The sequence below is a fragment of the Clostridium senegalense JC122 genome (assembly GCF_000285575.1).
Lineage (GTDB): Bacteria > Bacillota > Clostridia > Clostridiales > Clostridiaceae > Clostridium_J > Clostridium_J senegalense.
The window spans coordinates 288,987-304,645 of sequence record NZ_HE611054.1 but is presented as its reverse complement, the minus strand read 5'-3'; the positions used below and the strand labels follow the sequence as shown (position 1 = coordinate 304,645).

The following is a 15,659-nucleotide window of genomic DNA, read 5'->3' as shown; positions in this document are numbered from 1 at the left end:
ATTTAAACTTTTTTGTCAATACTTTTTTAAAATTTATTTTTAAATTTTGAAAGTATTTTTTAAGTTTTAATCTTCATCGCTTGGGCTGTTTACTTGCTTGCCTCAGCGACAAGATTTATTATATACTTTTTTAAAACCTGATTTTAGCTTTTATAATCTATTTATTAAATTCTTTTCCATTTTTCTTTATTTTTCTGTTAAATCCTCCTTTTTTCTACAAAAGATACACGTGGCAAAGTTTTAATTATTTTTATATTTATATCTACAAATCTTATTATAATAATTGATTTTAAAAATCATAAAATTATAAAAAAGCTGTACCTTAATATTTAAGGTACAGCTTTTTTTATGCTTATTTATTCATTGTCTATATCTTTTATTTCTTCATTTGAGCTTTCTTCTTCTTTAATATGATCTTCTGAATCTTCTTTTGGCTCTGAATAATTTATTTTAGCAATAGCTACTATATTTACATCTTCACCAGTTTTCATAAGTGTTACACCCATTGTATTTCTTCCACAAGTAGATATATCACTTACATTTATTCTAATCATTATTCCATTACTATTCATAAGCATAAGCTCATCTAAATCATTAACTATTCTTGCTCCTACAACACATCCTGTTTTTTCTGTTATTTTGTAAGTTATTATTCCCTTACCGCCTCTATGTTGTAGCGTATATTCATTTATATTTGTTCTTTTACCAAAACCTTTTTCACTTATAACAAGTAGCTCTTCATTTTCTTTTACAACTAACATTGAAACTACTACATCTTCTTTTCTTAATGTTATAGCTTTAACACCAGTTGCTACTCTACCCATTTGTCTTACATCTTTTTCACTAAATCTAATTGAGTATCCGTTTTTAGTTACAAATATTACTTCACTATCGCCTTTAGTAATACTTACTCCTACTAATTCATCATTTTCTCTTAAATTTATAGCATTTAAGCCATTTCTTCTTATAGCTGCATATTTATCTAATGATGTCTTTTTCACTATACCAGATTTAGTTCCCATTATTAATGAGTTATTTTTATCAAAGGTTTTAATTGGCATTATTGCCTGTATTGTCTCACCATTTTCTATTGGTAATACGTTTATTATATTAGTTCCCTTAGATGTTCTACTACCTTCTGGAATTTCGTAAGCTTTTAATCTATAAACTTTTCCCTTGTTAGTAAAGAACAATAAGTTATTTAATATAGGGGTAGTTATTATATTTTCAACAAAGTCATCTTCTTTAGTGTTAGCACCTTGTACTCCTCTTCCCCCTCTTTTTTGAGCGTTATAAGTATCTACTGGTAATCTTTTTATATATCCAGCGTGAGTTAATGTTATTACAACATCTTCATCATCAATTAAATCTTCATCATCAAAACTATATGGATTTTTCTCTATTGCTGTTTTTCTTTCATCACCATATTTATTCTTTATCTCTATAAGCTCTTCTTTTATTATGTTAAGTAACTTTTCTTCACTTTCAAGTATTGATTTTAAATATTTTACAGTTTCCATTAATTGGTTATATTCTTCTTCAATTTTCTCACGTTCTAATCCTGTAAGCCTTTGAAGTTTCATGTCTAATATAGCTTGAGCTTGTTTTTCTGATAGACCAAATTCTTTTATTAATCCTTCTTTAGCTTCAGCTGTAGTCTTAGATCCTCTTATCAATGCTATTACTTGATCTATGTGATCTAATGCTATTCTAAGGCCTTCAAGTATATGTGCTCTTGCTAATGCCTTATCTAAATCAAATTGAGTTCTTCTAGTAATAACTTCCTTTTGGTGTTCTAGGTAGTGTGAAAGTATTTGTTTTAAATTTAATACTTTAGGCTCACCATCTACTAAAACAAGCATTATAATTCCAAAAGTATCTTGCATTTTAGTATGTTTATATAATCTATTTAAAACTATATTAGGATTAGCGTCTCTTTTTAATTCTATAACTATACGCATACCATCTCTATCTGATTCATCTCTAAGATCCGATATACCATCTAATTTCTTTTCTTTAACTAAATTTGCTATAGCTTCTATTAAGTTTGCTTTATTTACTTGATAAGGTATCTCTGTAACTATAATTTTATGTCTTCCGTTTTCTTCTTCTATTTCTGCCTTAGATCTAACTAAAACCTTACCTCTTCCAGTTTCATAAGCACTTCTTATTCCACTTTTACCTAATATTATTCCTGCTGTTGGAAAGTCCGGTCCCTTAATTGCAGTCATTAATTCGCTTATTGAAACCTCTGAATCTTCTATAAGCATAAGTACCCCATCAATAACCTCATTTAAGTTATGTGGTGGTATATTAGTTGCCATTCCAACTGCAATACCTGTTGATCCATTTACTAATAAGTTAGGGAATCTACAAGGTAATACTACAGGTTCTTTTTCTTCTCCATCGAAGTTTGGTATAAAATCTACTGTGTTTTTATTTATATCTCTTAACATTTGAGTTGTTATTTTATCCATCTTTGCTTCAGTATATCTCATTGCTGCTGCGCCATCGCCATCAACTGAACCAAAGTTTCCATGACCGTCAACTAATTTATATCTAATTGAAAAATCTTGTGCTAGTCTTACAAGTGCATCATAAACAGCTGTATCTCCATGTGGGTGATACTTACCTAGAACGTCTCCAACTATTCTTGCACACTTTCTATATCCCTTCTCAGGATATAATCCTAGTTCATGCATTGAATATAATATTCTTCTATGAACAGGCTTTAATCCATCTCTAACATCTGGAAGCGCACGACCAGCTATAACACTCATTGCATAATCTATATAACATTTTTTCATTTCATTTCTTATGTCTACAGGCAATATTTTTTCTTCGCTATTCATATGTTACACCTCTCTAATTTGTATAATTAACTATATATCTAGATTAATAACTTTTTTAGCATTCTCTTCTATGAATTCTCTACGAGGTTCAACTTTATCTCCCATAAGAATAGTAAATATTTCATCTGCAGCCATTGCATCTTCTACATCTACTTTAAGCAATGTTCTATTCTCTGGGTTCATAGTAGTATCCCAAAGTTGTTCTGCATTCATTTCTCCTAAACCTTTATATCTTTGTATATCTACACTACTATCTTTTCCACCAACTTCTTGAATTAAGTTTTCAAGTTCTTTATCACTATATGTGTAATATTCATTTTTACCCTTTTTCAATCTGTAAAGAGGTGGCTGAGCTATATAAACATGGCCCTCATCAACTAATTCTCTCATGTATCTATAAAAGAAAGTAAGTAGTAATGTTCTTATGTGAGCTCCATCAACATCCGCATCTGTCATTATTATTATTTTGTGATATCTAATTTTGCTAACATCGAAATCTTTTCCAATTCCGCCTCCAAATGCTGTTATCATAGATTTAATTGTATCTGAATTTAACATTTTATCTAATCTTTGTTTTTCAACATTCATAATTTTACCTCTTAAAGGTAAAATAGCTTGGAATTTTCTGTTTCTACCTTGCTTTGCAGAACCACCGGCAGAATCGCCCTCAACTATATAAATTTCACATTCTTCTGGGTTTTTAGAAGAACAATCTGCTAATTTTCCAGGTAAAGATGTACTTTCAAGAACAGATTTTCTTCTTGTTAGTTCTCTTGCCTTTTTTGCTGCCTCTCTAGCTCTTGCAGCATTTAAACCCTTATCTATTATGCTCTTACCAACTTGAGGATTTTCCTCTAAGAAGCTTGTTATAGAATCATTTGCTATTGATTCTACTATTCCTCTAACTTGGCTATTACCTAATTTTGTTTTAGTTTGACCTTCAAACTGAGGATCAGTTATTTTAACAGAAACTACTGCTGTCAATCCTTCTCTTACATCTTCACCACTTAAATTTTTATCATTTTCTTTTAAATGACCAAATTTTTTAGCATAATCATTTATAACTCTAGTTAATGCAGCTTTAAATCCAACTAAATGTGTTCCACCTTCAATTGTATCTATATTGTTTGCAAAAGAAAATAAATTTTCATTGTACGAATCGTTATATTGAAGTGCAATTTCAACAGTACAATCGTCTTTAATACCTTCTATATAAATAGGCTCATTATGTATTTTGCCTTTGTTTCTATTTAAATACTCAACAAAAGATTTTATACCACCTTCATAGTGGAACTCTTGACTTTTTCCTTCTCTTTCATCTGTTAATGTTATTCTAATTCCTTTGTTTAAAAATGAAAGTTCTCTTAGTCTTTGACTTAACGTATCGTAGTCATAAGTTACATCATCAAATATTTCAGGATCTGCCTTAAAATAAATTCTAGTTCCATGATCATCTGTATCACCGGCTACTTCAAATGGACTTAGTACCTTTCCTCTTGAGAAAGTTTCTTTCCATATGTGTCCATCTCTTTTTACTTCAACTGTACAAATTTCTGAAAGAGCATTTACAACTGATGCTCCAACACCGTGAAGTCCTCCAGATACTTTGTATCCTCCTCCACCAAATTTACCACCTGCATGAAGCACAGTCATGATTACTTCTACTGTAGGTATTTTTAATTTTGGATGTATTCCAACAGGCATACCCCTTCCGTCATCTTCTACTGTTATTGAGTTATCTTCATGAATAGTAACTTTTATATTATTACAAAATCCTGCTAGAGCCTCATCTATACTATTATCTACTATTTCATAAACCAAGTGATGAAGTCCTCTCGCACTTGTGCTACCTATATACATTCCTGGTCTTTTTCTTACGGCTTCTAGACCTTCTAGTACTTGTATTTGATTTTCATCATAAACTTTATTGGTATCCATGTATATCCTCCTAACTTACTAAAGCTCACAATATGCAATATCTGTTCTTTTGCATAATGTTGCTGAAGATATTGGTGATAAGTATATTTTACTCTTTTTTTCTACTTCTGCTATAACAAAAGATTTAGGTTTTTCTTTAGTAATTCTTTCTACAAATCCATCCTCTTCTGCCATTCTTAAAAATTGAATTGTATCCGAACTGTACATAGTTGATTCCATATCTAGAATCGCTATTACATCTTTTACTGGAACTACCACATTTTCTCCTAAGTGCAAAAACATATTTACCCTCCTTAATTGGTAATATCAGTTATTTTTCCAGTTTTAACTTCAAATATTTTAATGTCAACTGAAGAATTTAAATATTTTTTTATATTGTTTATTCCTGTACAAGTAATTAAAGTTTGAACATTACTGATAGAATTCAATATGTATTTTTGACGAGATATATCTAATTCGGAAAGTACATCATCTAAAAGCAACAGAGGATATTCGCCAGTTATGTCTTTAATTATCTGCACTGATGCAAATTTCATTGAAAGTACTGATGTTCTTTGCTGACCTTGTGAGCCATAAGTTTTAACATCAATATTATTAATAAATGTTGCAAAATCGTCTCTATGGGGACCTATTGAAGTTATTTTTCTTTCAAAATCCTTTTTTCTATTTTTTAATAAAGAGTTATACATCTGAGTTTTTATATCAATGTCATCCTCTTTTATATTACTTAAATAAACAAAATTTATAATTTCTTTATCAGACGTTATGTCTTTATGAATATCTAACGCCTTATTATTTAATCTATTTATATATTCTAATCTTTTTTCAATTATATATGTTCCAAATTCACTTAATTTAATATCGTATATATCTAAAATATCTAAATTACAATTAAATTTTTTCAAAACATTATTCCTCTCTGCTAATACTTTTTTATAAGCAGCTAGGTTATAGTAATATTTAGGATATAATTTACAAAGCTCTATATCCAAAAATTTCCTTCTGTAAGACGGTGAATCTTTTATAATGCTTAAATCTTCTGGCGAAAACATAACAACATTAAGTACACCTACAAGTTCAGAGAGCCTATTTATCTTTACAGAATTAATGTTTATACCTTTTTTGCCCTCTTTAAATATTTTCATTTCTATTTTTTTATCTAATCTTTTTTTAGATATATCAACTCTTATATACGCATCATCTTTATTCCAAGTAATAAGTTCTTTATCTCTATTAGTTCTATGAGATTTTCCTATACTTGAATAATATATTGACTCTAATATATTTGTTTTTCCTTGAGCATTATCACCTACAAAAACATTAGTTCCATTTGTAAGATTTAAGACTAGCTCATTGTAACTTCTAAAATTTTTTATAATCAACTTATTAACATACATAATAAACAAACACCCAATAATAAATTATATCATACTATGAACATTTAGTGTAATTACTAAATGTTGAGTAATTTAAAAATATACACCGAATTGATTCGGTGCATACTTAGTTATACAATTTTATAATTTTCACCTTGAAATTCAACGGTATCACCGTTGTATAGCTTTTTCCCTCTTTGAAGTTCTATATCACCATTAACTTTAACATCTCCATTTTTAATGAAAAATTTAGCTTCAGAACCTAATGAACAAGCTCCTGAGAACTTTAAAAATGAGTCCAATTTTATAAATTCAGTATTTATTTTTATTTCTATCATAACACTTTTACCTTGACAAGACTTTATTTATATTTTTTCCATAGTAAAAATTACTATTCAAATATTTAAACTAAATCTTATTTTAAATCAAGTTTCTCCTTTTATTTATAATTTCTTATATTAATTATTTAATACCCTTACTGGTAATAAAAGATATGTGCAGTTATTAACTTCTTTATTTTTCACTACACACGGTGCAACAGAACTAGATAATTCCATAATAATTTCTTCTTCTTCAATATTTTTAAATACATCTATAAGATATTTAGAGTTAAATGCAATTTTAAGGGATTCACCTTGCAAAATAATATTCATTTCTTCTCTTGCTTTTCCCAATTGAGAATTAGAAGTGACTATTAAGTTGTCATCAACAATCTCTAATTTTACAAGATTTGTATTTCCATCTTTCGCCATTAGCGATGCTCTTTCAATACATCCTAAAATTTCATTTTTATTAACTATAACTTTAGTTTTATATTCTTGAGGAATTATAGAAGCATATTTTATAAATTCACCTTCTAAAAGTCTAGATATAACTTTTGTATTTCCAATATTAAATAAAATATGGTTATTTGTAAAAGTTATTTCCACGTTCTCATCTTTATCTTCAAGTATTTTAGAAACTTCATTTAATGTTTTTCCTGGAATAACAGCTTCTTTATTGTCATCACAGTCTAACTGTTCACTTCTAAACGCAACTCTAAAACCATCAAGAGCAACTAAATTTAATTTTCTATCCTTAACCTCAAAAAGTACACCTGTAAGAATTGGTCTTGTTTCATCTTGTGCTACTGCAAATATTGTTCCTTTTATCATATTTTTTAATGTTTTTTGAGATATAGAGAAATTTGTATCTTCAGTTATTGTTGGAAGTAATGGATATTCACTAGCATCCATATGAATTAAATTAACACAGGATTTTTGACAATTAAGTTCTATTGTATTGTTATCAATAGTACATATTTCTATTTCTGCATTTGGTAATTTTCTAATTATTTCTCCGAACAATCTTGAGTCAACAACTATAGATCCTTCTTCTAGTATTTCTGCGTCTACTTTAGTTTCAATACAAACATCTATATCTGAACCAATTAATGTTAATGTATTTTTATACGCATTTATGTATATCCCTTGAAGTATAGGAAGTGTTGATTTTCCAGTAATTGCTTTTTGAACGTTTGATATTGCTTCTAACAATGAATTTTTGTTTATTAAAAACTTCATAGTGATCCTCCTTATTAACATTTTTTATAGTATACAGTATAGCTTAGATAATATAAAAAATATAGTAGTAATAGTAGTAGGGGCTGTTAGTATGTGGATAACCCCTTTAACCCTTGTAAATGCAATAAAAAGTCAATAAAAATAATTGTGGATAAACAATCAATAAGTATTTCAATTTATCCACAATATTAACAACTAGTAAGTATTTCATTTTTTATCCACAATAACTAAGGGTTAAATTAATAACATTTGTTAGTTATTTTTGTTGTATCTTTTTAGTTAGGTCAGATACTGAGCTTTGAAGGTTTTCATCTTTCTTTAATGCTTGAGAAATTTTTTCATAAGCATGAATTACTGTAGTATGATCTCTACCACCAAATTCTTCTCCAATTTTAGGTAGGGACATATCTGTAAGCTTTCTAGAAAGATACATTGCAATCTGTCTTGGAAAAGCTACATTTCTAGTTCTTCTTGATGATTTAAAATCTTCAACTTTTAGATTGTAGTAACTAGAAACTATATCTTGAATTAATTCTATAGTAATTTGACGTGCATTTTTACTAGATATGATATCTTTTAGAGCTTCTGCTGCTAAATCAACATTTATTTCCCTATTGGTTAAAGATGAGTAAGCAACAATTCTTATTAAAGCACCTTCTAATTCTCTAATATTTGATTTTATTTGCGTAGCAATATAAACCATCACATCATTAGGAATATCTAGATTTTCAACATCTGCTTTTTTCTTTAAAATAGCAATTCTAGTTTCGAAATCTGGTGGTTGTATATCTGCAATAAGACCCCACTCAAATCTTGAACGTAACCTATCTTCAAGTGTAGGAATTTCCTTTGGTGGTCTATCACTAGATAAAATTATTTGTTTATTAGCTTCATGAAGGGCATTAAATGTATGGAAAAATTCTTCTTGAGTTCTTTCTTTCCCTGCAATAAATTGAATATCGTCTATTAAAAGTACATCTATATTTCTATATTTATTTCTAAATTCAACGTTTTTATCATCTTTTATTGAATTTATAAGTTCATTAGTAAACTTTTCAGAAGAAACGTAAACAACTTTAGATTTAGGATTTACATCTTGTATGTAGTGACCTATTGCATGCATAAGGTGTGTCTTTCCAAGTCCTACTCCCCCATATATAAATAATGGGTTATAAGCTTTAGCAGGTGATTCTGCAACAGCTAAAGAAGCTGCATGTGCAAATCTGTTACTGTTGCCTATAACAAACGAATCAAATGTATACTTTGGATTAAGTATGGCAGACATTTCATCATTTACCATTGATCTTCTTTGTGGAACTTCTTCTTTTTTAGAAGATTCTTTTTCAAGAGCTTCTTCAGAAACTACAAAAAATTCTACATTATATGTCTTATTTGAAACGGATTTTATGGAGTTTATTATTAAATCTTTATATCGATTTTCTAAAATATCTTTTGTAAAATTGTTTGGAACACCTAATTTTAAAGCAATATTTTCTAGTGAGATAGGTTCAATACTTTTTATCCAAGTATTAAAGCTGACTTCGGTAAGTTCTTCTTTTAGAATGATTAAAGTTTTTTCCCATAACTCTTTCACTTGGGCGTTCATTTTTATTCCTATCCTCCAGTACAATATTTTTTTTATTTATTAAAAAATTTTTTTCACAATTATATAACATATAGTAAACAAAGTTATTAACAACAAAAAATAATACATTTAATTTGTTGACAAATGCAATAAAAAATATTCACATGTTGATAACTTTCATAAATATATAAGATATTAACAATGTAGAAGTATAAATTATTCACATTGAAACTTTATGTATAAATTCAGTTTTTACGTCAAAAATAATAAATGTTAAATAAAAAAGGAGAAAAATAGAACAAGTTATACACAATTTTATCAACAGGATGTGCATAACTTTACTTATTCCAATTTTATCAACAAGTATGTATTCATGATATCAAAATATATCAAGGTATTCAATAAGTTATCCACAAAAAACTATTAATATAAATAAAAAGTATTAACATATAGGAAAAATTTATATGTTTTTTTGTAAAAACAGTTATCTTGACATAAGGCGATTAGAAATATATAATCTAATGGTAAAACCATAAAATAGTGATACTATAATTGCTATAAATATTTTTATTACATACGAAGGGGGTGTTCGTATATGTTCATGACATATCAGCCTAAGAAAAGACAAAGAAAAAAAGAGCATGGTTTCAGAAAAAGAATGAAAACTAAGTCTGGAAGAAATGTTTTAAAAAGAAGAAGACTTAAAGGAAGAAAAAGATTGACAGCATAAGGGCCGCAGATGTGGCCTTTTTCTGCAATTGCAGGAAAAAAGGAGCAGTTAATATGAAATTAGATAGAATACGAAAGAATCCTGAGTTTAGAGTTGTATATAGAAAAGGTAAATCTTACTCTAATTACTTATTAGTTATGTATGTTTTTAAAAATTATAAAAATAAAAGTGATAATTCAAGTTTTAACAGGGTTGGAATATCCGTTAGTAAGAAAGTTGGAAAAAGTGTAATAAGAAGTAGAGTAAAAAGATTGATAAGTGAAAGTTATAGATTGAATAAAGATATATTAAAACAGCAGGGTTATGATTTTGTTTTTGTCGCTAGAACTGCTTCAAACGACAAAAGTTATAAAGAAATTGAAAAGGCTATGAAAGATTTATTTAGAAAAAGCGGGTTAATAAATGATTAAAAAATTTTTGATTCATATGATTAACTTATATAGAAAATACATATCACCCTTAAAACCGCCATGTTGTAAATTTCAGCCCACATGTTCACAATATGCTATAGAGGCTATAGAAAAATATGGTGGTTTAAAAGGTGGATATATGGCAATAAAGAGAATATTAAGATGTCATCCTTGGAGTAAGGGTGGATACGATCCAGTTAAATAACACAAAACAGGAGGATTAAAGCTTGAGAGAATTTTTTTCGGTATATTTTGTTAATTTCTTTGATGCTATCCATGGAATGATCCAATCGGTAATTTCAAATCCGAATTATTCTTACGGAATTGCAATAATTATTTTCACAATAGTAGTAAAAGTAATACTATTGCCACTAACAATAAAACAGACAAGATCATCAGTTAAATTAGCAGAAGTTCAACCAAAAACTGCAGCAATACAAGAAAAGTACAAAAACGATCCACAAAGAGCACAACAAGAAATACTAAAACTTTATAAAGAAGAAAACGTAAGTCCTATGAGTGGATGTTTACCACTTCTTATTCAATATCCAATAATAATAGTATTATTTTATGCATTCAGTACACTTAATTATCATGGTGCAGGATTTTTATGGATTCCAAACTTAAATCAACCAGATCCATATTTTATACTTCCTGTTTTATCAGGTGTAAGTACTTATATAATGTCTAAGATGTTACAACCAAAAACTAATGCTAATTCTAGTTCCCAAGCAATGCCAAATATGGGGATGATGAATATAGTTATGGCTGGTATGTTTACTTGGATGGGTTTTAAAATGCAATCAGCTATAGTTATATATTGGATTATAAATAACTTAATTCAATTAATTCAAACTTTATTATTAAGACCTAGAAAGAAAAACGAAGAATTAGCAACTGTTGGAGTTACTAATACTGATAATAAAGGAAAAAAGAAAAATAAATAATTAAATGCCTAGTAGTTTTGGGAAGGCGGTGTCATAGGGATGAGAATTATTGAAATGACGGGGAAAACCACAGAAGATGCAGTTAAAAATGCACTTTCTGAGCTAAATGTTACTGAAGATAAAGTAAACGTAGAAGTTTTAGATGAAGGTAGTAAAGGTTTTTTAAACCTAATAGGAGTTAAACCGGCTAAGGTTAGAGTAACCGTAAAAAAAGATAGAGCTGAAGAGGCTAAGGTTTTTTTAAGAGACATTTTAAACTCTATGAATATTAAAGCTGAAATAAAAATAAAAGAACAAAAAAATGAAATGAATATAAATTTAATCGGACCTAATATGGGGATTTTAATAGGTTATAGGGGGGAGACATTAGATTCCCTTCAGTATTTAGTTAGTTTAGTTGTAAATAAAAATCATGATGATGAGTATATAAGAGTTATATTAGATACTGAAAATTATAGACATACTAGACAAGAAACCCTTAAAAGACTTGCTGAAAAAATGGAAAGTAAAGTAAAAGCAACAGGTAAAACACTAAAACTAGAACCAATGAATCCATATGAGAGAAGAGTAATACATGCAGCACTTCAAAACAGTCAACATGTTAAGACTTATAGTGAAGGTGAAGAACCAAGAAGAAGAGTTGTTATTGAAATGAAGAAAGCCTAATAGGCTTTCTTTTTATTTATAATATAGAAATATCCTTATAAATGTAAACTTTCCATCAAAATTTTAATAAAAAATTAATTCAGATATTTTTTTTATAAAATTTTATATGGTATAATTTAAACTTATATGGACAAAAAATAATTGAATGCATATTACACAAGTAAAAGGTTAAACTTTGTTATTTGTTGTAGTAAAAAAAGAAATTATAGAAGATTTTAAATAGAAAATAAACTAAAATAATACAAATTTAGATATCAAATTAGAAAGGAGTAAAATTTATGAAAGAATTCGATACAATTGCTGCTGTAGCTACTAGTATTGGAGAAGGTGGAGTTTCAATAATTAGAGTTTCAGGCGATAAAGCTTTAAATATAGTTAGTAAAATATTTAAAGGTAAAAATAATAGAAGTTTAGACGATATAAAAACATATACGATGAGATATGGTTATATTATAAATTCTAATGGTGAACATATAGATGAAGTTATAGTAAGTTATATGAAAGGCCCACGTAGTTTTACTGCAGAAGATGTAGTAGAAATTAATTGTCATGGTGGTGTTGTTGCTACTAATAGAGTTATGTCAGAAGTTTTAAAAGTAGGAGCTAGATTAGCAGAACCTGGAGAGTTTACTAAAAGAGCTTTTTTAAATGGAAGAATAGATTTAAGCCAAGCTGAAGCTATTATAGATATAATAAACGCTAAAACGGAATTAAGCATGAAATCTGCTTTAATGCAAAGTGAAGGTGGCATTTCCAAGGAAATAAATGCTTTAAGAAATGAGCTATTACAATCTATTGCACATATAGAAGCTACAGTTGATTATCCAGAAGATGATTTAGAGGAAGTTACAGCGGAAGGTGCAGCTAAAACTCTAAAAAGTATGTTAATTAAGATAGATGAACTTTTAGCTAGTGCAGATGAAGGTAAGATTTTAAGAGAAGGTCTTAACACGGTAATAGTAGGAAAACCTAATGTAGGTAAATCATCCTTGTTAAATGCTTTAACGAAAGAAAACAGGGCAATAGTTACCGATGTACCTGGTACAACTAGAGATGTGATAGAAGAGTATATAAACATATCTGGAGTACCTATAAAAATAGTTGATACTGCAGGAATAAGAGAAACAGAAGACGTTGTTGAGAAAATTGGAGTTGAAAGATCAAAAGAGAAGATAAACCAAGCAGATCTTATAATTTTAATTTTAGATAGTAGTAGACAATTAGATGAAGAAGATAGAGAAATTATAAGTTATATACTTGATAAAAAGTATATTGTTTTGTTAAATAAATTAGATTTAGATGGTAAAATAAAAAAGGAAGATTTAAAGGAATTTGATTCTAATTATGTTTTTGAAATTTCTGCAAAAACAGGTAAAAATATAGACAAAGTTAGGGAAGCTATAAAAGACTTGTTTTTTAAAGGTGAGGTTTCAAATGATGATATAATAATTACGAACACAAGACATAAAGAAGCTTTATTTAGAGCAAAAGAAAACATACAAGGTGCAATAGATACACTGGAAAATACCTTTGCAATTGATTTAGCATCAATAGATATAAGAAATGCTTGGAGTGATTTAGGAAAAATCACTGGAAGTACTCTAGAAGAAGATATTATAGATAAAATATTTTCAGAATTTTGTTTAGGAAAGTAGGTGACATTATGTCATATATAGCTGGAGATTTTGATGTTATAGTAATAGGGGCTGGTCATGCAGGTTGTGAAGCTGCATTAGCATCAGCAAGAATGGGATGTAAAACTTTAATATGTACTATGAATTTAGATAGTATAGCCTTTATGGCATGTAATCCTAATATTGGGGGAACAGCTAAAGGACACCTAGTAAGAGAGATAGATGCACTAGGTGGGGAAATGGGCATAAACATAGATAATACATATATTCAATCTAGAATGTTAAATACTTCTAAAGGACCAGCAGTACACTCATTAAGAGCACAAGCGGATAAGAATAGATATTCAAAAAGAATGAAAAATGTTCTTGAAAATGAGGAAAATTTATGGTTAAGACAATTAGAAGTTACAAAAATAGATGTTGAAAATGGTAAGGTTAAAGGTGTTTTAACAAAATATGGCGCTTACTTTACTTGTAAATCAATAGTTTTAACAACAGGAACATACTTACAATCTGATATCATTGTAGGAGATATAAAATTTAATGAAGGACCAAGTGGTTTTTCACCATCTAATAAACTATCTGATTCTTTAAAAGAACTTGGAATTTCATTAAGAAGATTTAAGACTGGTACCCCTGCTAGGGTAAATAAACGATCAATTGATTTTTCACAAATGGAAGAGCAATTTGGTGATGACAATGTAGTTCCTTTTTCTTTTATGAGTAAAGATGTAAAAAGAGATCAAATATCATGTTTTTTGACATATACAAACGAAAAAACACATGAAGTTATTTTAGAAAACATACATAGATCACCACTTTACAATGGCTCAATAGTTAGTACAGGTCCAAGATATTGTCCTTCTATAGAAGATAAAGTTATGAGATTTAGGGACAAAGAAAGACATCAAATATTTATTGAACCAGAAGGTGAAGGTACAGAAGAAATGTATGTACAGGGAATGAGTAGTTCACTGCCAGAAGATGTTCAAATAAAGATGTTAAGAACTATTCCAGGACTTGAGAATGTTGAGATGTTAAGAACAGCATATGCTATAGAATATGATTGTTTAGACCCAACTCAATTAAAATTGTCTTTAGAACTTAAAGACATAGGTGGCTTATTTACAGCAGGTCAGGTAAATGGTAGTTCAGGATATGAAGAGGCGGCAGCACAAGGGCTTGTAGCAGGAATTAACGCTGCATTAAAAGTGTTAGAAAAGGAACCTCTTATATTAAAAAGATCTGATGCATATATAGGGGTTCTTATTGATGATTTAGTTACTAAAGGAACTAATGAGCCTTATAGAATGATGACTTCACGTTCAGAATATAGACTATTATTGAGACAAGATAATGCAGATTTAAGACTTACTGAACTTGGACATGAAAAAGGACTTGTAAGTGAACAAAGATATAATGAATTTTTAATAAAAAAACAGCAGATAGAAAATGAAGTTGAAAGAATTAAAAACATACAAATAACTAATAAAAAAGAAGTTATAGAGTTTTTAGAAACAAAAGGTTCTGCACCACTAAAAAAACCAACAACTCTTTATGAATTAATAAAACGTTCAGAACTTGATTATTATATAGTTGCAGACTTAGATCCTGAAAGAAAAGAGCTTTCAGATGCTATCACAGAGCAAGTAAATATAATGTCAAAATATGAAGGTTACATTGAAAAACAGCTAGAACAAATAGCACAGTTTAAAAAATTTGAAAACAAGATGTTAGATAGTGAGATAGACTATAGTGATATAAAAGGTCTTAGAATAGAAGCTATGCAAAAATTAAATAAGATTAGACCTGTTAATATAGGTCAGGCTTCTAGGATTTCAGGGGTATCTCCAGCAGATATTTCAGTTTTAATGATTTATTTAGAACAAAAAAATAGGTCTAAAAACCAATAAAACTTTTTGTTATAAAAGCGGAGGAAATTATGATATATTACGATAT

The 15,659-nt window shown here is 28.6% G+C and carries 14 protein-coding genes; 7 read left to right on the top strand and 7 right to left on the bottom strand.

Translation table 11 applies throughout. The annotated features are described in order from the left end of the window. Positions 1-356: 356 nt before the first annotated feature. From gyrA to dnaA, 7 genes are all read right to left on the bottom strand, one after another. Entirely contained in the window at positions 357-2,852 is a 2,496-nt protein-coding gene (gyrA, locus tag CSGHG_RS17415; RefSeq protein WP_010298354.1) for a DNA gyrase subunit A, read from the bottom strand. 30 nt (positions 2,853-2,882) lie between these two features. Further along, on the bottom strand, positions 2,883-4,790 hold the full coding sequence (gene gyrB, locus CSGHG_RS17410) for a DNA topoisomerase (ATP-hydrolyzing) subunit B (RefSeq protein WP_010298352.1): 1,908 nt from the start codon (positions 4,788-4,790) through the stop codon (positions 2,883-2,885). An 18-nt stretch (positions 4,791-4,808) separates the two neighbouring features. Continuing rightward, positions 4,809-5,072, bottom strand: coding sequence for an extracellular matrix regulator RemB (gene remB, locus CSGHG_RS17405; protein ID WP_010298350.1), 264 nt, complete (start codon positions 5,070-5,072; stop codon positions 4,809-4,811). 11 nt (positions 5,073-5,083) lie between these two features. Continuing rightward, positions 5,084-6,187: a DNA replication/repair protein RecF gene (gene recF / locus CSGHG_RS17400; RefSeq protein ID WP_010298347.1), complete on the bottom strand. Its 1,104-nt coding sequence runs from the start codon at positions 6,185-6,187 to the stop codon at positions 5,084-5,086. A 110-nt stretch (positions 6,188-6,297) separates the two neighbouring features. Further along, positions 6,298-6,504 (bottom strand): S4 domain-containing protein YaaA, encoded by a 207-nt coding sequence (gene yaaA / locus CSGHG_RS17395; protein WP_010298345.1) that lies wholly within the window; start codon positions 6,502-6,504, stop codon positions 6,298-6,300. Positions 6,505-6,624: 120 nt separating this feature from the next. Continuing rightward, positions 6,625-7,728 carry a DNA polymerase III subunit beta gene (dnaN, locus tag CSGHG_RS17390; RefSeq protein ID WP_010298343.1) on the bottom strand — a complete coding sequence of 368 codons (1,104 nt, stop codon included), beginning with the start codon at positions 7,726-7,728 and terminating at the stop codon, positions 6,625-6,627. A gap of 256 nt (positions 7,729-7,984) precedes the next feature. Further along, positions 7,985-9,334 carry a chromosomal replication initiator protein DnaA gene (gene dnaA, locus CSGHG_RS17385; RefSeq protein WP_010298341.1) on the bottom strand — a complete coding sequence of 450 codons (1,350 nt, stop codon included), beginning with the start codon at positions 9,332-9,334 and terminating at the stop codon, positions 7,985-7,987. 574 nt (positions 9,335-9,908) lie between these two features. On the opposite strand from dnaA, the gene rpmH reads away from it, so the two are divergent. The 7 genes from rpmH to mnmG all read left to right on the top strand — a co-directional run bounded on the left by rpmH (position 9,909) and on the right by mnmG (position 15,613). Continuing rightward, the gene (gene rpmH / locus CSGHG_RS17380) at positions 9,909-10,043 is read left to right on the top strand and encodes a 50S ribosomal protein L34 (RefSeq protein WP_010298336.1); all 135 of its coding nucleotides are present in this window, start codon (positions 9,909-9,911) and stop codon (positions 10,041-10,043) included. A 53-nt stretch (positions 10,044-10,096) separates the two neighbouring features. After that, the gene (gene rnpA / locus CSGHG_RS17375; protein WP_010298332.1) at positions 10,097-10,453 is read left to right on the top strand and encodes a ribonuclease P protein component; all 357 of its coding nucleotides are present in this window, start codon (positions 10,097-10,099) and stop codon (positions 10,451-10,453) included. After that, positions 10,449-10,658 carry a membrane protein insertion efficiency factor YidD gene (yidD, locus tag CSGHG_RS17370; protein ID WP_026022429.1) on the top strand — a complete coding sequence of 70 codons (210 nt, stop codon included), beginning with the start codon at positions 10,449-10,451 and terminating at the stop codon, positions 10,656-10,658. Before rnpA ends, yidD begins: the two co-directional genes overlap by 5 nt. 22 nt (positions 10,659-10,680) lie before the next feature. Next, positions 10,681-11,400 (top strand): membrane protein insertase YidC, encoded by a 720-nt coding sequence (gene yidC / locus CSGHG_RS17365; protein ID WP_010298326.1) that lies wholly within the window; start codon positions 10,681-10,683, stop codon positions 11,398-11,400. A gap of 39 nt (positions 11,401-11,439) precedes the next feature. Further along, entirely contained in the window at positions 11,440-12,066 is a 627-nt protein-coding gene (jag, locus tag CSGHG_RS17360) for an RNA-binding cell elongation regulator Jag/EloR (RefSeq protein ID WP_010298324.1), read from the top strand. Positions 12,067-12,344: 278 nt separating this feature from the next. After that, a complete protein-coding gene (gene mnmE, locus CSGHG_RS17355; protein WP_010298322.1) occupies positions 12,345-13,721 on the top strand; it encodes a tRNA uridine-5-carboxymethylaminomethyl(34) synthesis GTPase MnmE in 1,377 nt (458 codons plus the stop codon). An 8-nt stretch (positions 13,722-13,729) separates the two neighbouring features. Continuing rightward, the gene (mnmG, locus tag CSGHG_RS17350) at positions 13,730-15,613 is read left to right on the top strand and encodes a tRNA uridine-5-carboxymethylaminomethyl(34) synthesis enzyme MnmG (protein WP_010298319.1); all 1,884 of its coding nucleotides are present in this window, start codon (positions 13,730-13,732) and stop codon (positions 15,611-15,613) included. The last annotated feature ends 46 nt before the right edge of the window (positions 15,614-15,659 follow it).